Origin of the sequence: Streptomyces sp. NPDC056948, from assembly GCF_042674225.1 — a bacterium.
Classification (GTDB): domain Bacteria; phylum Actinomycetota; class Actinomycetes; order Streptomycetales; family Streptomycetaceae; genus Streptomyces; species Streptomyces purpurascens.
In genome coordinates, this window is sequence record NZ_JBHUQX010000051.1 from 1 (window position 1) to 20943 (window position 20943).

At 69.4% G+C, this 20943-nt stretch carries 24 protein-coding genes; 17 read left to right on the forward strand and 7 right to left on the reverse strand.

Going from position 1 to position 20943, the window contains the following annotated elements; genetic code table 11:
- The 5 genes from ACFTZL_RS09290 to ACFTZL_RS09310 all read right to left on the reverse strand — a co-directional run.
- Positions 1-1008: carbohydrate binding domain-containing protein (locus ACFTZL_RS09290; protein ID WP_382579918.1), on the reverse strand; the 1008-nt coding region annotated here is incomplete at its 3' end.
- A gap of 31 nt (positions 1009-1039) precedes the next feature.
- Positions 1040-1429 carry a hypothetical protein gene (locus ACFTZL_RS09295; RefSeq protein ID WP_382579919.1) on the reverse strand — a complete coding sequence of 130 codons (390 nt, stop codon included), beginning with the start codon at positions 1427-1429 and terminating at the stop codon, positions 1040-1042.
- Positions 1429-1860, reverse strand: coding sequence for a DUF3592 domain-containing protein (locus ACFTZL_RS09300; RefSeq protein ID WP_382579920.1), 432 nt, complete (start codon positions 1858-1860; stop codon positions 1429-1431). The genes ACFTZL_RS09295 and ACFTZL_RS09300 overlap by 1 nt, the downstream gene beginning before the upstream one ends.
- A gap of 2 nt (positions 1861-1862) precedes the next feature.
- Positions 1863-2423 (reverse strand): hypothetical protein, encoded by a 561-nt coding sequence (locus tag ACFTZL_RS09305; protein ID WP_382579921.1) that lies wholly within the window; start codon positions 2421-2423, stop codon positions 1863-1865.
- A 20-nt stretch (positions 2424-2443) separates the two neighbouring features.
- Positions 2444-4003, reverse strand: a complete 1560-nt coding sequence (locus tag ACFTZL_RS09310) for a Flp family type IVb pilin (protein WP_382579922.1) — start codon at positions 4001-4003, stop codon at positions 2444-2446.
- A 382-nt stretch (positions 4004-4385) separates the two neighbouring features.
- On the opposite strand from ACFTZL_RS09310, the gene ACFTZL_RS09315 reads away from it, so the two are divergent.
- The 15 genes from ACFTZL_RS09315 (at position 4386) to ACFTZL_RS09385 (ending at position 16930) form a co-directional block, all read left to right on the forward strand.
- Positions 4386-5219, forward strand: a complete 834-nt coding sequence (locus ACFTZL_RS09315) for a hypothetical protein (RefSeq protein WP_382579948.1) — start codon at positions 4386-4388, stop codon at positions 5217-5219.
- A gap of 70 nt (positions 5220-5289) precedes the next feature.
- Positions 5290-5997: a Flp pilus assembly protein CpaB gene (gene cpaB, locus ACFTZL_RS09320; RefSeq protein WP_382579923.1), complete on the forward strand. Its 708-nt coding sequence runs from the start codon at positions 5290-5292 to the stop codon at positions 5995-5997.
- 9 nt (positions 5998-6006) lie between these two features.
- The gene (locus ACFTZL_RS09325) at positions 6007-7260 is read left to right on the forward strand and encodes a CpaE family protein (RefSeq protein WP_382579924.1); all 1254 of its coding nucleotides are present in this window, start codon (positions 6007-6009) and stop codon (positions 7258-7260) included.
- Entirely contained in the window at positions 7257-7655 is a 399-nt protein-coding gene (locus ACFTZL_RS09330) for a TadE/TadG family type IV pilus assembly protein (protein WP_382579925.1), read from the forward strand. Before ACFTZL_RS09325 ends, ACFTZL_RS09330 begins: the two co-directional genes overlap by 4 nt.
- Position 7656: 1 nt before the next feature.
- On the forward strand, positions 7657-8013 hold the full coding sequence (locus tag ACFTZL_RS09335; protein ID WP_382579926.1) for a TadE/TadG family type IV pilus assembly protein: 357 nt from the start codon (positions 7657-7659) through the stop codon (positions 8011-8013).
- 16 nt (positions 8014-8029) lie between these two features.
- Positions 8030-9367 (forward strand): CpaF family protein, encoded by a 1338-nt coding sequence (locus ACFTZL_RS09340; RefSeq protein ID WP_382579927.1) that lies wholly within the window; start codon positions 8030-8032, stop codon positions 9365-9367.
- Positions 9368-9376: 9 nt separating this feature from the next.
- On the forward strand, positions 9377-10321 hold the full coding sequence (locus tag ACFTZL_RS09345; RefSeq protein WP_382579928.1) for a type II secretion system F family protein: 945 nt from the start codon (positions 9377-9379) through the stop codon (positions 10319-10321).
- Positions 10322-10340: 19 nt separating this feature from the next.
- Positions 10341-11228, forward strand: a complete 888-nt coding sequence (locus tag ACFTZL_RS09350) for a DUF5936 domain-containing protein (protein WP_382579929.1) — start codon at positions 10341-10343, stop codon at positions 11226-11228.
- A 12-nt stretch (positions 11229-11240) separates the two neighbouring features.
- Positions 11241-12845 carry a histidine kinase gene (locus ACFTZL_RS09355; protein WP_382579930.1) on the forward strand — a complete coding sequence of 535 codons (1605 nt, stop codon included), beginning with the start codon at positions 11241-11243 and terminating at the stop codon, positions 12843-12845.
- 26 nt (positions 12846-12871) lie between these two features.
- Entirely contained in the window at positions 12872-13840 is a 969-nt protein-coding gene (locus tag ACFTZL_RS09360) for a response regulator (RefSeq protein WP_382579931.1), read from the forward strand.
- 145 nt (positions 13841-13985) lie between these two features.
- Entirely contained in the window at positions 13986-14219 is a 234-nt protein-coding gene (locus ACFTZL_RS09365) for a hypothetical protein (RefSeq protein ID WP_189722975.1), read from the forward strand.
- Positions 14219-14839, forward strand: a complete 621-nt coding sequence (locus tag ACFTZL_RS09370; RefSeq protein ID WP_382579932.1) for a pilus assembly protein TadG-related protein — start codon at positions 14219-14221, stop codon at positions 14837-14839. Before ACFTZL_RS09365 ends, ACFTZL_RS09370 begins: the two co-directional genes overlap by 1 nt.
- Positions 14840-14855: 16 nt before the next feature.
- Positions 14856-15437 (forward strand): hypothetical protein, encoded by a 582-nt coding sequence (locus ACFTZL_RS09375; RefSeq protein ID WP_382579933.1) that lies wholly within the window; start codon positions 14856-14858, stop codon positions 15435-15437.
- An 8-nt stretch (positions 15438-15445) separates the two neighbouring features.
- A complete protein-coding gene (locus ACFTZL_RS09380; protein WP_382579934.1) occupies positions 15446-16093 on the forward strand; it encodes an OmpA family protein in 648 nt (215 codons plus the stop codon).
- A 57-nt stretch (positions 16094-16150) separates the two neighbouring features.
- On the forward strand, positions 16151-16930 hold the full coding sequence (locus ACFTZL_RS09385; protein WP_382579935.1) for a class I SAM-dependent methyltransferase: 780 nt from the start codon (positions 16151-16153) through the stop codon (positions 16928-16930).
- 9 nt (positions 16931-16939) lie between these two features.
- On the opposite strand, the gene ACFTZL_RS09390 is transcribed toward ACFTZL_RS09385, so the two are convergent.
- Positions 16940-17122, reverse strand: coding sequence for a hypothetical protein (locus ACFTZL_RS09390; RefSeq protein ID WP_382579949.1), 183 nt, complete (start codon positions 17120-17122; stop codon positions 16940-16942).
- 264 nt (positions 17123-17386) lie between these two features.
- On the opposite strand from ACFTZL_RS09390, the gene ACFTZL_RS09395 reads away from it, so the two are divergent.
- Both ACFTZL_RS09395 and ACFTZL_RS09400 read left to right on the forward strand, forming a co-directional pair.
- Positions 17387-19414, forward strand: coding sequence for a Flp family type IVb pilin (locus ACFTZL_RS09395; protein ID WP_382579936.1), 2028 nt, complete (start codon positions 17387-17389; stop codon positions 19412-19414).
- Positions 19411-20253 carry a hypothetical protein gene (locus ACFTZL_RS09400; protein WP_382579937.1) on the forward strand — a complete coding sequence of 281 codons (843 nt, stop codon included), beginning with the start codon at positions 19411-19413 and terminating at the stop codon, positions 20251-20253. Before ACFTZL_RS09395 ends, ACFTZL_RS09400 begins: the two co-directional genes overlap by 4 nt.
- Before the next feature lie 41 nt (positions 20254-20294).
- On the opposite strand, the gene ACFTZL_RS09405 is transcribed toward ACFTZL_RS09400, so the two are convergent.
- A complete protein-coding gene (locus ACFTZL_RS09405) occupies positions 20295-20672 on the reverse strand; it encodes a DUF192 domain-containing protein (RefSeq protein WP_382579938.1) in 378 nt (125 codons plus the stop codon).
- Positions 20673-20943: the final 271 nt, after the last annotated feature.

A 20943-nucleotide genomic window follows, 5' to 3' on the forward strand; every position in this document is an offset into this window, starting at 1 on the left:
CCTGATGTCGGCCTTGAACTGGTCGACGGTGTAGCCGCCGAGCCCGGCCGAGTCGAGGTTGAAGGTCACCGCGCCCGGCGTCGAGGTCGCGTCCGCGAAGGCGACGGCGATGATGTCGTACTGCGACTGGACGTCGGCGAGTTTCTGGACCGTGGCGCCGTTGTTGAAGTTCTGCCAGTAGCCGGTCACCGCGTGCTTGGGCAGGGCTGGGCCGGGGCCGGTCGGCGCGTTCGTCCGGCCCGTGACCGCCGCCGACTTCGGCGATTCGCCCGCCGCGTTGGTCGCCGCGACCTGGAAGGAGTACGACGTCGAGGCCGCGAGGCCGGTCACCGTCGCCGAGGTGCCGGAGACCGCCGTCACCTTCGTTCCGTCGCGGTAGACGGTGTAACCCGTCGCCCCGGAGACCGTGTTCCACGCCAGCGACACCGACGAGGACGACGTAGCGGAGACGTTCAGACCGCCCGGCGTGGCCGGGACCGTGGGGCCGGGGTCGGTGCCGCCGCCCCCGTCGGGCCCGAACACCGACACGTCGTCCGCGTAGTACGCGGCCTGCCCGTACCAGCCGTGCGTGTACACCGTCACCGAGGTCGTCGACGAGCCCGTCCTGAAGGTCGTCGACAACTGCTTCCAGGAGGAGGAGTCCGGGGTCCAGGTGGACACGTCGGTCGTGCCCGTGCCCGTGACGCCGAGGTAGGTGTATCCGCCCCGGACCCAGGCGCCCAGGGTGTACGTCGAGCCGGGCTTCACCCGCACCGTCTGGGCGCACCGGGCGTTGTCCTGCCCCGCCGGGGTCCCCTTCAGCGCGGCCGTGCCGGCGTGCACCGGTGAGGAGACGGTCGTACCGCTGCCCGCGGAGCAGGTCCAGTCGCTCAGCCCCGACTCGAAGCCGGCGTTCCTGGCGTTGTTGACGTCGGCGGCGGAGGCCTGGCCGACGGTCGTGACAGTGAGGGCCAGGGCAGCCGTGACGGCACCCGACCACAGCCGCATGGATCGTCTGTGTCTGGACATGACAAGAAAATGGTCCAGACCAGAGACACTGTCAAGAGGTCCAGACCAACCTGTCGAGCAGCAGTCCCACCGCACACCCGGCCAGCAGCACCCCCGCGGACATCCAGAACGCCGGGCCCGCGAGATCCAGCACGTCCGGCCGCAGCGTCAGCAGCAGCACCTGCGCCGCCGCCGGAACCGCGCACGCCGCCGCCAGATGCCGCGCCGGCATCTCCCGCCACGGCTCCGGATGCACCCGGGCCGCCGCCCAGGTGGCGAGCACGACACACACCAGGTTCGGCAGGTGCACCAGCGCCAGCGCGGCGCCGAACGAGCCGACACCCCGCGGGCCGACGAGATTGCCGTACACCAGCGTCGTCTGGACGTACTCGCTGAAGACGAGGACGACGATGCCGACGGCCCAGCAGCGGACGAGAGTCATCAACCGCTCCCCGTGATCTCGACGTACAGAAGGGTCGCGAAGCCCAGCGCGGCCATGCCGCAGCCCGCGACCAGGGCCAGCGACTGGAGCACCGGGGACCAACTGCCCCGGCCCGCCACCGTCGCCGTGCCCCGCGGATCACGGGGGTCGTAGGTGACGGTGACCGGAGTGCCCTCCGTCGTCGACCAGCCTGCCAGGTCCTCGAACTCGACCCGTGTGCCGTCGGCCGTACGGAAGGCGAAGAAGTGCCGCCTGGCATCGGAACGGTTGTACGGCTCCGTCTCCACCCGGACGCACTCGCCCTCGGCCCGGACCCCGGCGCGCAGCACCCGCGTCACCGTCACCAGCCGGCGTGCGTACTTCCACGCCAGGGCGCCGAACAGCGCGACCAGCAGCGTGAGTACGACGTATCCGGCGCCCGGCACCTCCACGGTCAGTGCACCTCGACCGAGTCGATGATCCGGTCCAGGTCCGCGTCCGGCAGGGTTCCCTGCTGGGCGTCGATCCGGATCGCGAAGGTCGTGTCGTCCGGGTCGAGCCCGGCCAGGATCACGCCCTGGACCGGAGTGCCCTTGGACGGGCCGCCGTCCTCGCCGGTCGCCTTGAAGGTGAAGTCGATCCGCCTGGCCTCGTCCGTGCCCGCCAGCTCCACATCCTTCTGGCCCTTGACGTCCGCGCCCAGTTGGATGCCCGCCTCGGCGGCGATCGCGGCCTGCTCGGCGGAGTTCGCCTCGGTGAAGCCGAGCTGCACGGTGACGACCGAGACCTTCTTTCCGTCCTGGGTGCGCACCGCGGCGGCCGCGTTGTGCTTGCCCCGCTCGGCGGCGCTCTGCTCCTCGTACCCCTTCGGATACGACACGTCGACGCCCTTCGTCTTCAGCGTCCCCCAGCCGTCGGGCACGGAGGCCCCGCCGGAACCGGAGCTCCCGCAGCCGGTGAGGGCCACGGCGGTCAGCAGGGCGGCGGCGGCCAGGCAGGCACGGCGGGTCTTCATCGGATCGGGCTCCCGTCTCGTCAGTTCGCACAGTAGCTGTAGGGAAGGTAGGAGCGACCGTCACCGCGGGGCGCCCCCAGGAACTGGGCATCGGTCAGCGTCTCCGACTTCTTCTCCGTGCTGATCGTCATGCCCAGACTGAGCCCGAGATTCAACTCGAAGCCGTACTCGGCCGCGTTCACCTCGCCCGTGTACGTCATCCGGCTCGACTTGCCCTGGTCGAACATGAGCTGCCCGAAGGGGTCGTCGGCGCCCGGCCGGGCCGTCGGCGCGTGGTCGTCGAACATGTACTGGAAGGGCGTGGCGACCTGCTCGTTGTTGCTGTCCAGCCAGCGCTCACCGACCGCCCGGTCCTGGTCGCCTGCCGGGCCGGGGTCGAAGGTGACGGTGTTGGTGACGATCTCGATGCCCGTCTGTGAGTCGGTTCCCTTCACCCCGGCGTTCCCGCCCCGCTTGTCGCCGTCCTTCTTGCCGTTGTCGCCGCCGGCCTTGGCCCCGTCCTTCTGGCCGCCCTCCTCGACGGTCCGGGTCATGTCGATCCGCACCAGCTTGTTGGTCTTCTTGTCGTAGGTGACCGTGATGGTGCCGGTCTGCGTCGTGTTCGCCGCGTACTCGCCGCTGAGCGGGCCCGCCTCGTAGCCCACCTTGGAGCCGTACTCGATGGACGAGGAGTACGTGTACGACTTGGTGTTCTTGTAGGCGTTGTCGGTCCAGGTCACCTCGGGGGAGTACTTGAAGGTGCCGCCGAGCGCGGCGCTCAGCTTCTTCTCGTCGCCCGCCGAGATCTTCAGGCCTGCCGACGCCGAGGCCTCCAGGCCCACCTTGCCGTAGGTGATCTTCCGGTTGTCGCCGAGGTTCTCCTTGATGCGGTTCTGGGTGTCCTCCTCGTCCTTCAGCGGCCCGGTCCCGAAGAGGTAGGCGATGCTGTCGCCGAGGCTCGCCTCCGCGCCGCCGGGCATGGTGCGCCGCATCTCGTACATCTGGAGCTTCTCCACGTCGTCCCGGAACCGCTGGGCCTCCTCCGGGCTCTGGAAGACCCAGGTGTCGCCGTTGGTCACCTTGATGCCGAGCCCCAGCTCCACCTTGTCGGCGCCGAACCGGCCCACCTTCATGCCCGGCTTGAAGTCCTTCTTCGCGGCGACGGACGCGGCGTCGGTGAAGGTGAGGTAGACGAGCTGGTCCTTGTCGTCGACCTTGCCGTCGCCGTTGACGTCCGTCTTCGCCTTCAGATGCTGCTCCTGGAAGCCGTACTCCTTGCCGATCTCCCAGAAGAAGATCTTCGCCTTGGAGCCCGCCTTGTCGGTGACGGAGGAGACCTGGCACAGCGCCGGCTCGAAGTCGGCGTCGGTGAGCGGCTTGCCCGGCCCCGTCCCGCCCGCCCCGCAGTTTCCGTCGCCGGCGACCTTGCAGACCTGCGCGGCGATCCTGTCGTAGATCAGCTGTCCCACGCCGGTGGCCGAGACCGCGAGCACGATCGCCGCGCTGACGACGACCATCCCGAGATACTCGGTACCGGTCGCGCCGCGGTCGTCGAAGACCAGTCTGTCCTTGTACGCCCGTATGCCGCCCCCGCCAGCCATACGGCATCCCTCCTCGCCCGAACCACGTATCCGTGGACGGCGAGCGTAGGGACGCGCCCTCGCATCGGGCGTGGGCCTCAGGGCCCAAACGGAGACCCACCGTCAACGCTGGGCCCTCTGGGCCCACCGCGTGGGACCCTCCGAGCCCTCGCCCGCGACCGGCAGGATGCTCAACCTGCCCCGTTTTGACGCATCTTGTGCAACGACAGTTGCTCCCCAGCTACACAAACGCTGTTCTCCGGTCACAGAGCCGTGGATACAGTGCTGAGGTAGTCACGCAGTGAAGTCACCGAAGTGGGCCGGAGTCACACCGGCGCGCCGACGGGCATGGGGAAACGGGGAGCTGCGCGTGCCAACTGCCATTGCCGTGACAAGCGCCGACATGGCGCTGCCGCCACAGGACGAACGCACCCTGCCCGCCGTCGTGCTGCGGGACATCGACCGGCGCCCCCTGGAGCAGGCGCTCGCCGAGATGCAGACCCTGGTCGAGCAGCACGGACACGTGATCGTGGTCTGCTCCCAGGCCGCGCCCACCGCCGTACAGCGCCGGCTGCACACCCTGCGCTCCCTCATGGAGAGCGACCGCATCGCCCTCTTCCGCCCGGACCTGCCCCCGCTCGGACTGGCGGTCCTGGCCCGCCAGTTAAGGCAGCTCGCGTCCTGCGACATCAGCCCCGGCGTGCTGGCGTCGGCAGGCCGGCTGCTCGTCCACTACATCCACGCCGGGGCGCTGCTCAACTCCGTCACCCGGCTCGACCGCGTCCCCGTCGGCCTGAAGTCGCACGCCAAGTCCTGGGTCCCGGGCAGCCAGTTCGGCGTCCTCGCCCACCCCGAGCCACAGCTCGTCAGAATCACCCCCGAAGCCGCCCTCCCCGGCCCCGAGTTCGGCACCTGGATGCTGGTCGCCAAGGGACAGCTCCAGTCCGACTGGGTCACCGCCACCCTCGCCCCCTCCTGGAAGGTGCAGGGGCTGCGCGAGATCCCGCTGCCGTCCGAGTCGCCCGGCTGGTGGGGCACCGGCAAGCTGATCGAGTTCTGCAGCTATCTGCCCGACCTCTCCGTCCTCTACCAGCTCGTCACCTCCGTACGGCGCAGCAGTTGCCACTGGTGCGGCATCGACGTCATCGGCGACCGCTGCGTGTTCTGTTCGGCCACGCCACCCGTCTACGACAGCCCGCCCCTCAAACAGCTCGAGAGCCGAACGGCCGTCGGGTGAGCCCCGACACCGCTCGCCGGCACCGCTCCGATCCCGACCGACCGCTATCCCCAACGAGGTTGCACGGTTCATGAATTCCCGTCAGCGCCGCGGCGTGATCCTCCTGCTCCTGTCGGTCGTCTGCGCCCTGGGCGCCTTCACCGGCGTGCTCTCCGTCATAGGCGACGTGAAGTCCAAGGTCGGCCCCGAGGTCACCGCCTACCGGCTGAAATCGGACGTGCCGCCCTACACCACGCTCACCACGGGCCAGTTCGAGAAGATCAAGATGCCCGAACGGTGGCTGTCCAGCAACGCCGTCACCGATCTGCGGGAGATCCAGGGCAAGATCGCCGTGACGACGCTGCGTTCGGGCTCCCTGCTCCAGTCCGACATGATCGTCCGCCAGCCCGCCCTCCAGCCGGGCCAGCAGGAGGTCGCCATCATGATCGACTCGGCGACCGGCGTGGCCGGCAAGATCACGCCCGGCTCCTCGGTCAACGTGTACGCCACGTTCGAGGGCAAGCGCGAGGGCGACCCCGACCAGTCGAAGATCATCGTGACGAACGCCAAGGTCATCGACGTGGGCGAGCTGACCGCGCTGAAGCCGGACGAGAACAACCGCACCCAGCAGCCCACCGACGCGGTCCCGATCACCTTCGCGCTGTCCGCCCTCGACGCCCAGCGCATCACCTACGCCGAGTCGTTCGCCCAGCGGGTCCGGCTCGCCCTCGTCGCGCCCGGCAGCGACACCACGGTCCCGGAGCAGGACCGGACGTACGAACTCGCGAAGGACAAGTGAGAGGCCCGCATGCCCACGAGGATCCTCCCGGCAGTCGGTGAAGCGGACGCCGTCCGGTCCATCACGACGCTGCTCAGCCAGCTCCCGGACGCCGAGCCGGTGGCCCCGGTGGGCGACTCCACCCAGCTCATCGACACCCTCGCGCGGCTCGCCGCCGAGTCCGTCGACGAACTGCCCGAGGTCGTGGTCGTGCACGAGCGGATCGGCCCGGTCCCCGCGCTGGAGCTGATCCGCGAAGTGGCCCTGCGCTTCCCGGCCGTGGGCGTCATCCTCGTCACCTCGGACGCGAGCCCCGGCCTCTTCCAGGCCGCCATGGACTACGGCGCCCGCGGTCTCGTCGCCCTGCCCCTGAGCTACGAGGAACTGGCCAGCCGCGTCCAGGCGGTCGCCCAGTGGTCCGTCGGCGTACGGCGGCACCTGGGCGCCGGCGGCGACGTCTTCACCGGCGTCGGAGGAACCGTCGTCACCGTCAGCGGCGCCAAGGGCGGTACCGGAGCCACCTTGACCGCCATCCAGCTCGCCCTGGCCGCCCAGGCCTCCGGCCGCAGCACGGCCCTGGTCGACATGGACCTCCAGACCGGCGACATCGCCTCCTACCTGGACGTCCAGTTCCGCCGCTCCGTCGTCGACCTGGCCGCCATCACGGACATCTCCCCGCGCGTCCTGGCCGACGCGGTCTTCCGCCACGACACCGGCCTGGCCCTGCTGCTCGCCCCGGCCGAAGGGGAACGCGGCGAGGACGTCACCGACCGCGCCGCCCGCCAGATCGTCAGCGCCCTGCGCTCCCGCTACGAGATCGTCGTCATCGACTGCGGCGCCCAACTGGGCGGCGCGGGCGCGGCGGCCGTGGAGATGGCGGACCGGGCCCTGCTGATCACCACGCCGGACGTGGTCTCCGTACGGGGCGCCAAACGGGCGGTACGGATGTGGGACCGGCTGCAGATCCGCAAGGCCGAGGAGACGACCGTCGTCGTCAACCGGCACAGCCGCGCTACGGAGATCCAGCCGCCCCTGATCCAGAAGATCACCGGCACGGCGGTCGCCGCCACCGTCGTTCCCGCCAACTTCAAGGAACTGCAGAGCGTCGTGGACGCGGGCCGCATCCACGAACTGGAGAACAAGAGCGCGGTGAAACAGGCCCTGTGGGGCCTCGCGGGAGAACTGGGCCTGGTCAAGGTCCCCGACGGCGCCCAGAAGGCGGGCCGGGGGTTCCGGGGCGGTGACCGGGGGTCGGCGAGCTTTCGGCGGAGGAGGGAGGGATGAACATGCCCTTAGGAGAGCGAGAGCGAGAGCAAGAGCGGGACCGGGGCCAGGTCACCATCGAGTTCCTCGGCATGACACCGACGATCATCGTGACGCTGATCGCGCTGTGGCAGATCGTCCTCGTGGGCTACACCTACACCCTCGCGGGGAACGCGGCGGACGAGGCGGTGCGGGCGGCGACAGCGACGGAGCTCGGTGCGCGCGATGGTGCCTGCCAGGCCGCCGGGCTCAAGCACCTGTCGGACGCGTGGCGCTCCGGCGCCGAGGTGACCTGCGGCGGCTCCGGCTATGTGACGGCCGACGTCAAGCTGGAGGTCCCCATTCTCTTCCCGGGCACGCTCTCCGTCCCGTTCCCGGTCAGGGGTCACGCCGGTGCGGTCGAGGAGGCGGACTGAGATGGCGCGTTCCGGCAAGGGCCGTGACCGAGGCCAGGTCGCGATCGAGTACATCGGCTTCCTGCCGATCCTGCTGCTCGTCGGCCTGGCGGCCGTGCAGCTCGGCCTGATCGCGTACACGGCCCAGCAGGCCGGCACGGCGGCCCGGACGGGGGCGCGCAGTGCGTCGCTGGAGGGGCCGTACCTGGCGGACTGCCGGGCGGCGGTGAGCAGCTGGCTGGCGGACGGGACCGACTGCGGCGCGTCGCCCGGCGGCGACGAGGTCACGGTCACGGTCACGGTGCAGATCCCGTCCCTCGTGCCCGGCTGGGAGTTCGACCCGGCGGTCAAGACCGCCACGATGCCGCTCGACCACTGAACGGAGCACCGCACCCATGAGCCTGCGAGCACGCATCAATTCCCCCGAGGAGAACGGGAACCGGGGCGAGGACGGCCATATGGTCGCCTCCTACCGGGCCAAGCTCCTGGAGGAGATCGACCTCGCGGAGATGAGTTCGCTGGCCGCCGCCGAGCGCAGGGCGCGGCTGGAGCGGGTGCTCGGGCACATCATCAGCCGCGAGGGCCCGGTCCTGTCGACCGTGGAACGCTCGCAGCTCATCCGCAGGGTGGTCGACGAGGCGCTGGGCCTGGGCATCCTGGAGCCGCTCCTGGAGGACGCCTCCATCACGGAGATCATGGTGAACGGCCCGGACGCGATCTTCGTGGAGCGTGGCGGCCGGGTGGAGCAACTGCCCCTGCGTTTCGCCTCGAACGAGCAGCTCATGCAGACGATCGAGCGCATCGTCTCGACGGTCAACCGCCGTGTCGACGAGTCGAACCCGATGGTCGACGCCCGCCTCCCGTCCGGCGAGCGCGTCAACGTCATCATCCCGCCCCTGTCCCTGACGGGCGCCACGCTCACGATCCGCCGCTTCCCGCGCTCCTTCACGCTCCAGGAGCTGATCGGCCTCGGCTCGCTCGACGAGCACATGCTGTATCTGCTGGCGGGCCTGGTGCAGGCGAAGTTCAACGTCATCGTCTCGGGCGCGACGGGCACGGGAAAGACGACCCTGCTGAACGCGCTCTCCGGGCTGATCCCCGGGGGCGAGCGCATCATCACCATCGAGGACTCGGCCGAACTCCAGCTCCAGCAGGCCCATGTGATCCGTCTGGAGTCGCGCCCGCCGAACGTCGAGGGCAAGGGCCAGGTGTCGATCCGCGACCTGGTCCGCAACTCCCTGCGCATGCGCCCCGACCGGATCGTCGTGGGTGAGGTCCGAGGCGGCGAGTCGCTGGACATGCTCCAGGCGATGTCGACGGGCCACGACGGCTCGCTGGCCACCGTCCACGCCAACAGCGCCGAGGACGCGCTGATGCGGCTGCAGACCCTGGCGTCCATGTCGGACGTGGAGATCCCCTTCGTGGCGCTGCACGACCAGATCAACAGCGCGGTGGACGTCATCGTGCAGCTCACCCGGTTCGCGGACGGCGTCCGCCGCATCACCGAGATCGCCCTGATGGACAGCCACGGCAGTGACCCGTACCGGCTGGTCACGGTCGCCCGCTTCAACGCGCGGCCCATGAGCTCCGACGGCCGTATCCACGGCGCCTTCGAGTACTTCCCCGTCCCACGCCGCACCGCCGACCGCCTGTACATGGCGAGCCAGCCCCTCCCGCAGGCCTTCGGCATCGCCCGGTCAGCGGACCAGCTAGCCACCCGAGAAGCCAGGTAGGACCGACCGATGGATCTGCAAACGCTCATCACGCTCACCACGGGCATCACCCTGCTGACGTGCGTCCTCGCGGTCGTCGGCCTGCACTCCTACGCCACGGGCAAGGCGCAGCGCCAGGCGCTCGTCGACCGCCTCTCCGCCACCGGCCAGATCCCGGTCGGCGGCCGGCGCCGGCACTTCCGGAACCTGGACCGCCGGCTGCGGCGCACCGGGCTCGGCAAGAAGCTGGAACTCCGCCTGGCGGCGACGGGCCTGGACATCACCCCGGGCGAGTTCTTCGTCTACATGCTCGCCACGGTCGCCGGCCTGTGGCTGATCGGCCAGGCGGCCCTGGCCCCGTTCTTCGGCCCGCTGGCGGGGCTGCTCGGCATCGGGGTCGCCGTGCAGTTCCTGAACTGGCAACGCCAGAAACGCATCGAGAAGTTCATCAACCAGCTCCCCGAGATGGCCCGGATCCTCGCCAACGCGACCCAGGCCGGACTGGCTCTGCGCACGGCGATCGGCATGGCGGCGGAGGAGATGGAGGCCCCGGCGGGCGAGGAACTGGGCAAGGTCTCCGCGCAACTGGCGGTGGGCGCGTCGCTGGACGAGGCACTCGACGAGATGGCGGACCGGCTCCCGTCCCGCGAACTGGTCGTCCTCGTCACCACCCTCGTCCTGTCCAACCGGGCGGGCGGCCAGGTCGTGAGCGCCCTGCGGAACCTGACGGAGACCCTCGAGGAACGCAAGGAGACCCGACGCGAGGTCCGCACCCAGCTCTCCCAGGTCAGCATGACGTCGTACGCCGTGCCGGTCCTGGGCGTGGGCTCGCTCTTCCTGATGAACGGGGTGAAGGACGGCGCCCTGGACCGCATGACCGGCTCCCCCTTCGGCCAGGGGGCGGTCATCATCGCCTTCGCCCTCTACGCCGTCGGCTTCGTCCTCATCCGCCGCCTGTCCCGCATCGACGTCTGAGAAGCCCGGAGGCAAAACCATGGGACTGCTTCTCGCCCTGCTGATGGGCCTCAGTGTGTGGGGCATCTTCGCCGGCATCCGCATGTACCGCGCCGAGGCCAAACTGCCCGGCGACCTCGCCCTCGCCCTGGAGGTCGGCTCCACCCGCACCGGAGCCGTCGACTCGCTCATCGACCGCATGGGCATGCGCTACGCCCCCGCGGTGCTGCGCCTGATGGGCCCCAAGCAGGTGGCCAAGTACCGCCGCAAGATCGACTTGGCGGGCAACCCGGGCGGCCTGACGATCGACCGCTACGCGGCCCGCCGGGCGGTCTACGGGGCCCTGGGCGGGGTCGGCTTCCTGGTCTTCCTGATGCGAGGCCAGCTCCTGGTCGCCCTCCTCCTGCTCGCCTTCGGCGCGTTCTGGACGGAGGTCGGCATCTGGTCGGCGATCCGCATCCGCAAGGACGTCATCGAACGGACCCTGCCGGACTTCCTCGACGTCCTGGCGGTCGTGGTGGGCGCCGGCCTCGGCTTCCGCCAGGCCCTGGACCGGGTCGCGTCCAAGTACGAGGGCCCCTGGGCGGACGAACTGCGCATCACCCTCCGCCAGATGGACCTCGGCATGAGCCGCCGCCAGGCCTTCGCGGAACTGCGGCGCAGGAACGACTCCGAGCAGGTCGCCATGTTCGTCACGGCGCTGCAGCAGGGCGAGGAACTGGGCGCGCCGATCGTCGACACGCTGGTGGCCCTCGCCAAGGACATGCGGCGCACGGACGCGCAGAACGCCCGGCGCAAGGCCGCCCGGGCCGTTCCCAAGGCCACGATGATGATCACGACCTTCATGGTCCCGGCCACGATGCTCCTGCTCGGCGCCGGCCTGATCCTCGGCTCGGGCACGGACTTCGGCTCGGTGACGGGCAAGTAGGGGGGCGACGGCATGTCGATGACAGGGGAACGCACCGGGCTGCTGCGCCGCCGCCCCAAGACACCCGAGATCACCACCCCACCGGCGGGCACGGTCCTCCCGTCCCACGTCCGCACGGGCGCGCCGGACATCCCGGTGACGTCGGCGACGCCGGCGCTGCCGCCGGGGTGGGAGGCGGTGGAGGGGGGTGGGGTTCCGGGGTATGCGGACGGCGGGTCGGAAGGGCAGACGAACGGCGAGCCGGATCCGCGTGTGCACGGTCGGTCAGCCGCCGATGGCGGTTCGCCCCCACAGGGGCCACCCGCACGCGACCACGAAAGCCGCACGGGTGGTGCGGGTGGGAACCCCGTCCCGGCCGAAGGCCGGGACACGGACACCCTCACCAGCCCCGCGATCGACATCCAGGTCAACGCCCTACAGGCATTGTCCCGACAGGTCTTCGGCTTCCGCCTGGCCATGATCGCCCTGGCCACCCCCACCGCCCTCGTCAACGCCAACGAGGGCGTCCCCACCCGCCTCGTCGGCGCAGCCGTAGTCGTCACCTTCATGACCTCCTACGCCCTCTTCAGGGACTGGGAACGCTTCGGCCCTCTCCTCCTCCGCCACCCCACCCTCCTCGCCGCGGACACCCTCTTCGGCGCCTTCCTCCTCATCTCCGCAGGCCCCGACAGCACCCTCGCCTATGTCAGCGTCTGCACCCCCCTCCTGGCCGGCCTCGTCTACGGCTGGCGAGGCGCAGCCGTCTTCGCCAGCCTCCAGGCTCTGCTGCTCCTCCTCATCCACGCGGCACAGGAGAACCCACCCCCCGGCCTCGCGGAGGCCACCCTCCTGCCCGGCCTCTGCGTCATCGCCGGCGCCGTCGGCTCCAGCCTCCGCAACCTCATGCTCCGCTTCGGCGCGGCCACCCAGGCCCTCACCACCGTCCAGGCCCGGCTCGCCGTAACGGAAGCGGTCAGCGCCGAACGCGCCCGTCTGGCCCGCGAGATGCACGACTCGGTCGCCAAGACCCTGCACGGCGTGGCGCTGGCCGCCGACGGCCTCGAAGGCTCCACAGGCTCCGACCGGATGAATCCGGCCCTGATCAGACAACAGGCGGCACTCGTCGCCCGTTCAGCCCGCCGGGCAGCCGCCGAATCCCGCGAACTCCTGGCGGACCTGCGCCGCGAATCGGACCCGGCCCAGGCCACGGACGTCCTGGTCGAACTCGCCGCCCGCACCCGCGACTTCAGCACCCGCACCGGCCTCCCCGCGGTCTACCGCCCCACCGGAGAGCACTCCGTACCCCCCGTCCCACCCGCCGTGGCCCGCCAGCTCCTCACCATCGCCTCGGAAGCCATGGAGAACGCCCACCGCCACGCACACCCCAGCCGCGTCGACGTCCGCGCAGGCGTCCACGGCGACCTGCTCCGGATCAGCGTGTACGACGACGGACGCGGCCTCCCGCCCGGCACCACGCTCGAACAACTCCGCCGGGCGGGCCACTTCGGCCTGGTCGGCATGGTCGAACGCGCGGCCTCCGTGGGCGCCCGCATCCGCATCGGCCGAGGCGGCCACCCCCAGGGCACGGAAGTCCGCCTGGAACTCCCCCTGGCCGCCCTGACCACCCCCACCGCCTGACTCCACGACACGAAAGGAGGCTCCTGATGCCGGACCAACCGCTCCCGCACCCCGGCGCCGCGCCCCAGCCGCCGCAATACCCCTTCGCGGACCTCGCTCAGCCCGCACAGCAGCCGAGCCGCACCCTCCGGGTCGTCGTGGCGGACGACAACCCCGTGGTCCGCGCGGGCCTCACCGCCCTGCTCTCCGGCCGCGCGGACATCACGGTCGTAGCGGAGGCGGCCGACGGCCGTCAGGCCTACGAGGCCGCCCACCAGCACCGCCCGGACGTCGTCCTCCTGGACGTCCGTATGCCCGGCGTGGACGGTATCTCGGCCCTCCCGTACCTGGTGGGGATCGCCCCGGTCGTGATGCTGACGTACAGCAGGGAGTCGGAGATCGTTCAGGAGGCCCTGCGCCGAGGAGCGGGCGGCTACCTGGTCCACGGCGAGTTCACGGCCGACCAGCTCGTCGAGGCCGTACGGGACATCAAGCAGGGCAGGGCCCACTTCACCCCCACGGCGGCGGGCGCCCTGCTGGCCCAACTCCGCCAGGACCAGCCACCGACGCCACCTCTCCCCGAGGGGCTGGGCCAGTCATCAAATGCGACTGCATACGGAATTTCCCCCTCCGCAAACCCGCATACTCAATCTCAACCACCCACTCCACCTGCAAACTTCAACCCACCACCCCTTCCGCCCCCGCCCATTTCTCCGGAAAACCTTTCGCAAGTGCAACCGCATGTGGGACAGTCATCGTCTGGATGGACGACGAGTGGCCGTCCGGCCGCTCCGGACAGGTCGCGGTTCCAACTGAGCACGAGGGAGGCGGAGATCATGGACCTCATCGCGTCCGGCATGAACAACCAGCAGATCGCCGCCACCTGCTTCATCAGCGAGAAGACCGTCAAGAACCACATCAACCGCATCTTCGCCAAACTCCACAGCACCAGCCGCTCCGAGGCCGCCGCGAAATGGATCGGCACGGCACCGGACTCACACCGAGGACTGGGGTGACCTTCGGTGACGGTCTCGGTGAAAAGCCGGTCGGGCCCGCGCGATTGGGCCCGGAATTGGGCCCTGGGGCCCTCTGGCGGACGGCATGTCCCGCCGTACGTTTCTCCTGTCGAAAGCGACACAGCCGAAACCGGAGGGGAACACCATGAGCGACCTGATGCTGAAGACCGCCGTCGCGACCAAGGTCCGCGTGAACGGCTGGAAGAACACCACGGCCGCGGCGATGCAGCGCCGCGCCGGCGACAAGGGGCAGACGGCGGTCGAGTACCTGGGCATCATCGCGGTGGTGGTGGCGATCGTGCTGGCGATCACGGGTACCAGCCTCGGCCAGACGATTCTCGGGAAGATTCAGGCGCAAATCGCCAAGGTCGCTCCTTGATGCGACCTCGCCGGTACGGCGACGCAGGGCAGGCCTTCCCCATCTACATCACGGTGGTGGGGGGCCTGCTCTTTCTCGCGTTCGCCTACTTCGCGGTCGGCCAGGCCGCGGCGAACAGGAACGGTGCCCAGACGGCCGCCGACGCGGCGGCTCTCGCGGCGGCTCAGGACAGGCGGGACCAACTCGCGGGCGCGTGGGTGAAGGACGTACTCGACCCGAACAAGTGGCAAGTCATCTTCGACGGCAACGCCGAGGGACTCAGCCCGTCGTGCTGGCGGGCGCATCAGCTCGCCGCGCAGAACGACGCCACAGTGCTCAACTGCGGGAATCCGCAGGAGCCTCTGCGCTTTTCGGTCGAGGTGCAGACCAACAAGCCCATGGGAGATTCGATCGTTCCCGGCGAGGCGGAGAGAAAGGCGCACGCTTCCGCCGACGCCGTGATCGAGCCCCGCTGCGACTTCGACCCCCCGGCCGGGGGCGCCGGTCCGGACGTACTGCCGCAGCTCTCGTGCGAGGACGGGGAGACCTGGGAGCTGGACCCGGACGATCTCGATGTTCTGCCGAAACCCGAGGACCTCTTCGACGTCCACCTGGCCGAACCACAAGCGAACGACGAGTGACGAAGGAAGCAGACAGATGAGCATTCGGTTCACTGCGAAGGCCCGCAGGGGGATGGTCGCGCTGACCGCTGCGGCCGGACTGGCCCTCGGCGTGGCCGGCTGTGGCGGCGGTGGTGACAACGATGACAAGTCGAGCCCGTCGGCGTCCGCCTCCAAGGACAGTGGATCCAAGCCGAGTGCTCAAGAGGGGCAGTCGGAGACACCGCTGGCGGAACTGAAGGGCACGAACGGACTGCTCCTTCAGATCACGTCCGCCGCGAGGGACTCGGGCGGCTTCCTCACGCTCAACGGAACCGTGAAAAACGACGGAGACAAGTCCGTAGTGGTTCCCCCTCAGACGAGCGGTGACGAGACAGAGGTCATCAAGCACGGTCCCTCGCTCGGCGGCGCCACCATCGTGGATGCCAAGGGGAAGAAGCGCTATTACACGCTGCGCGACACCGAAGGGCGCCCACTGACGACAACCGGCCTCGGCAACCTTGAGGCGGGGCAGACCTTGCCGGTCTTCATGCAGTTCCCCGCACCGCCGACGAGCACGACCGAGGTCGATTTGCAGGTACCGACATTCTCCAGCAGCACCATCAAGATCTCCGGGTGAGGCCGGTCATGACTCCTACGCGCAGCCGAACGGCGACTCCACGCCTCGCCCTGGTCCTCACCGCCGCCACTCTCATGGTCGCCACGAACATCTACGGCGCCGTATCGGCCCACGCCGACGAAACCCCCGGCGTCCCCCCTGGCACCGAGGCCTCCCCCTCCGCCCCCGTCGAGGTCGACCCCAACGACCCCGATCTCAAACTCCCCGAGGGCGCCACCCTGGCCTCCGCCAAGGTCCTCGACATCAAACAGGTCGTAGAAGACCAAAGCGGCGACGAACGCCGAGAAGACACCAACGCCGACGTCAAGTTCGCCCTCCAGGCCGAGGTCCTCTTCGGCAAGGACAGCGCGAAGCTCAGCGGGGAGGCGAAGTCCCGTATCTCCGCGATCGCCGAGGAGATCAAGACGCAGAACGCGACGAAGATCCGCGTCTTCGGCTTCACGGACAACCTCGGTTCCTCCGCCCACGGCGACGTCCTGTCCAGGCAACGCGCTGACGCCGTACAGAACGTCCTGGACCAGGAACTGACCGACTCCAACGTCACCTACGAGGTACGCGGCTACGGCGAGCAGTACCCGATCGCGGACAACTCCGCGGAATCCGGCCGCAAGAAGAACCGCCGGGTCGAGGTCTCCTTCCCCCGCTCGGAGAGCTGAGCAGTTGACACCATCGGTCAGCCACTCCGTACCTTCGGCAGCACCAGGGAGACCTCCGTGACGAAACCCCTCGCCCCCGACTTCGGCCTCACCGCCGACGACTACGGCCGCCACCGCGCCGGGTTCCCACCCGAGCTGGTCACCCGACTCGCCGCCCACGGCGCGGGCCTGCCCGGGCAGGACATCCTCGACGTGGGCACCGGAACCGGCAGTCTGGCCCGGCTGCTCGCCCTGGCAGGGGCGAAGGTGACCGGAATCGATCCGGCGCGAGAGCTGCTCGTCCAGGCCCGCGAACTCGACCGGGCCGCCGGGGTAGAGATCGACCACCAGGTGGGCACCGCTGAGGACACCGGTCTGCCGGACGGTTCCTTCGACGTGGTCTGCGCCGGGCAGTGCTGGCACTGGTTCGACGCGCCGAAGGCCACGGCCGAGATCCGCCGCCTGCTGCGACCCGGGGGTCACGTCGTCATCGCCCACTTCGACTGGCTGCCGCTGCCGGGCAACCTCGTCGCAGCCACCGAGCAGCTCATCACCGCGTACAACCCGGTCTGGACCATGGGAGGCGGCACCGGTCTGTATCCGCGCTGGCTCACCGATCTGGCCACTGCCGGCTTCACCGGGCTCGAGACCTTCTCGTTCGACCTCGACGTGCCCTACACCCCGCAGGCGTGGACCGGCCGCATCCGGGCCAGCGCCGGCGTCGGCGCGAGCCTGCCAGACGACGAAGTCGCCCGCTTCAGCGACGAGCTGACCCGCGTCATCGACGAGCGCTTCCCCGGCGACATCCTCCACCTACCGCACCGCACCTGGGCTGTCGTGGCCCGATCCGACGGTTGACCCCGCTTCCTACAGCAGGTGATCGGCCTTCCCTGCCTTGATCCCGAGAATCAGTGCCCGGAGGGCTTCCCTGCTGTCGGTCAGGTGCAGCTCCTCCTGCCCGGCGACCGCGATGTAGGCGTTGCCCTCGGCGTCGGTGCCTATGCGGAAGCAGTTGTTGCCTTCGGCGCAGTAGGGCTCTTCCCAGGTGATGTGGGCGGTACTGCCACACCAGGGCGCCTGCGCATACCTACGCGGCGGCAGCGTCCCTGGACGATAGGCCCGAAGGTTTGGGCCCTGCTTTGGGGCCACGGACCCATCCGACCCCACTCGCCCCTTCCTACCCTCGGGCCATGTCGTAGACCGAGGGGGTGGGGCATGGCGTCGATCGGGGGAGCGCCGAACTCCGGGGGCGGGGTCGGGGGCGGGACAAGAGCCGAGTCCACCTGGCCCTCTGGTGACGGCGGCCGTCGAACCATGCCCGTCCCGCTCGCGACGGCCCTGCTTCTCGTCCACACCCTCTTCGCGGTCACGATTCTCGGCGGCCTGGGCGTTTTGCTCACCGCGGCCTCGTACGACGCCGTGGACGGCGGCGTCCTGGCCCTGACCGCCTACGCGGCAGCCCCCGGCACCCTCGGCTGGTGGCTCGCCCGCCGCACCTGGCAGGGCGGAACCAGAACCCGGGCCGCCCTGATAGCCGTACAGGCATGGCTGATCCTCGGCGCGACAGCCAACATCACCGACGGCTCACCCCGCGGCTACACCCAGCTCTTCCTCCCCTCCCTGACCCTCTACTTCCTCACCCGCAAGGACAGCGCCGACTGGTACCGCCTCCCCATCCGCGACCGCGCCGAACGCCGCCCGTTCTCCCTGCCCCGCATGATCCGCTGGCGCCGCGACGAGGGCCAGACGGCAGTGGAATACGCCGGCCTCATCGCGGTCGTCGCCGCGATCATCACAGCGCTGGTCGTCAGCGGCCTGGGCACCCAGATCTACGGCGGCCTCCAATCGGCCATCTGCAAGGTCACGGGAACGGCCTGCGCGTCGCAACCCTCCGGCGAAGACACCGGCATCACGGCCGAACGCGGCACGCCGAACCAAAAGGACACGAGGCCGGAAGCCGACGACGGCACAGAGCCCGACGAGAACAACGAGAACAACGAGAACAACGAGAACAACGAGGATGACAAGAAAGACGAGAACGACAAGAACAACGAGAACGACAAGAACAACGAGAACGACAACAACGACGACGGCTGCTTCTCCGGATTCGGCGCCTTCTTCGGCTGCACGGGCGACCAGCTCAAGCAAGTCGGCGAAGGCCTCTTCGTGGACGGCATCGGCGGCGAACTCAAGGGCATCTGGGACACCGTCACCAACCCGCTCGACACCCTGGACGGCCTCAAGGACTACGGCGGCGTCATCGCCGACCAGTGGTCGCAGGACGCCAAGGACGCCGGCGACAAATGGGCGAAGGGCGACTACTTCGACGCCCTCACCGACTGGGGCGGCGCGACCCTGAACTCGGGCGTAAAGATCCTCGACGACTCGTTCATCGGGGAGGAGGTCCGCGACCAGTGGAACAAGGGCAACAAGACCCGCGCCGTCACCACGGTCGTATGGAACGTCGGCTCCCTCTTCATCCCCGGCTACGGCGAGGCCAAGCTCTTCGGGAAACTCGGCAAGCTGGGCAAACTCGGGAAACTCGGCGACCTGGGCAAACTCACCGACAAGGCCGTCGACGCGGCGGACGACGCGAGAAAGGCGGCCAAGGCCGGCGACGCGGCGGCGGCACGCAAGGCGGCGAAGGAAGCCGACGAAGCGGCGGACGAGGCCGAGAAGAAGGCCCGCGAATCCGGCTGCACCATTGCCGCCCCGCCCCGCAGAACCCCGTACGGCGGTGCGCCCGGCACGGGCACCACGCTCCTGGCCGCGGCCCGAGCCGACTCCCCGTACGTCATCCTCGCCGAGGACGGCTGCGACGAGGAGGCCAAGGAACAGGCACAGGAGGCCCGCAAACAGGCGAACGAGGCGGACAAGGCCGCCGACGGTGCGCAGGCGAAAGCGCGGGAGTGGGTCGCCGACGAGAACGTCGACGGGCCTGCCTCGGGCAAGACCCTGAAGTTCCCACACCCTCGGCACACTGTTTCCGGTGCCAAGCACGGCCAGATCAAGGCGAAGAACAGCGTCATACTGAAGGGGCACGAGACCGACGTCGAGGCAGACATCAAGGCGATCGCCGAGAACAGGGCCCATTTCAACACGGCAACGAGCCGTTACGAGATCAACGGCCGTAGCTATGGGGTGGAGGACTCCGGGCGTGTCTACCCGGACTCGGGGCCAGGGATCGTAGAAATGGACCGCAACGAGTACGCCGCTCTCAAGGAGATCGCCAGGGCGAACGGCGACGTGAACGCCCCCGCCTTGACGAAGAATCCGCGCTTCGCCAACAACCCTCAGGCCGTGGCCAAGGCCAAGAACGTGTATGACGGGACCTACCGATGATCTATGACCTGCTTCTGGTCGGGCCGCCGGTTTCGCCCACGTCACTCGCCGAGGCCCTGGCGAGGGCCGTGAGAACAGAAGGCGCGGACGTGGACGTGGCCGACCGGGACGGCGACCAGAGCCAACGCGACTGGGCCGCACCTGTCCTGTGCGGCTACATCAGACTGCGTGGCGACCTGTCGTTGGCCCTGGACATCTATGTAGAGGACGCCTTGGTCAACGAGGCACCGCCCGAGCCCGAACTCGCACGACGCCTGGCGACGGTGCTGGGTGTTCCCGTCCTGTACCCAGCCGAGGAGGACCTTCCGCCGTCGGCCTACTGGCTGGCGACCTCTTCGGGCCAGTCCGTCCGGGCCCGTCTGCTGTCCTCGGACGACGAACCACCCGTGCACGTGATCGACGCGGTCGAGGAGGAGGTCCCCGAACTGCCCCGGGCAACCATCGAGATCCTCCCGGAGATCCTCGACAGAGAGCCGATCCCCACACCCGTCTCCGACGCCCTTCTCGCCACACTCCTTCCAGGCACGGCACCGACCGTCGAAGGCCAGGTGCACCACCACCTCCGCGTGTGGGAAAGACTGACCCGCCGACTCCGGTCCGACTGGGCCCCTTCGGGCCACTACCGAGCGGACCTCTTCCACCGCGACCTGGAAGCCAGAGACGCCCTGGAACGACTCATCCCGGAGCTGGGCAAGACACACGCGGACGCACTGCGGAACGCGGTCACCCAACTCGACCGGACATTCAGCGAGCACACTGACACCCGGCCCACACCAGACGACCATGGGGAAGCGACACCCTGGTGGCGAAACCGCGTCCCTCGCCACGTCCCCTGGTAAGCAGCTCCACGCCGCTACACCGCTTCAAAAGGACAGAACGCCTAACCCCCACTCACGACGACCTCCACCCTGGCACCCTCCCGCACCCCCCACTCACTCATCACTCCCGCCCCCGCCTCCACCACATGCCGCGCCCGCAGCCGAGGCATCCCCAACCGCCCCGGCCGCATGGTGCGCACGGCGATGACGCGAAGGTGTCGATCGAGATAGGCGACATCGATCGGCATGCGCATACGAAAGGTGTGCACGCTGTTGGCGGGGGAGAGCAGAATCGCCCCGTCGATGAAGTCCCGCCCCAACAGCCCTTTCGTGCGGGCCCGGTACGAGGTGGCGATCTCCAACGGCACACGGACAGACGGCCCCCCACCATCCCCGCGCACGACCAACTCCCCATGCCCGTCCCGCCAGCGCCGCCCCATAAGGCCCACCTCCGACCGTGCCACCTGTGGCCTGATCACCTGCCACCGACTGTCCGAACCCGAACGTATCGATAGGGGAGTAGGCCCCACATAGGCCCACGGGCCCAAGCCCTTTGCTGGTTCATGACTGAAACGTCCCGCACAGCACCCCAATGGGCCGACAAATCAACGCGTTATGCAACCGTTACGGCTCATACCGGTCGGCGAATCGCCGATTCCTCCCCATACACCCCGCCAGTTGACAACCTTCACCCTGGTGCGGCCCCACCCC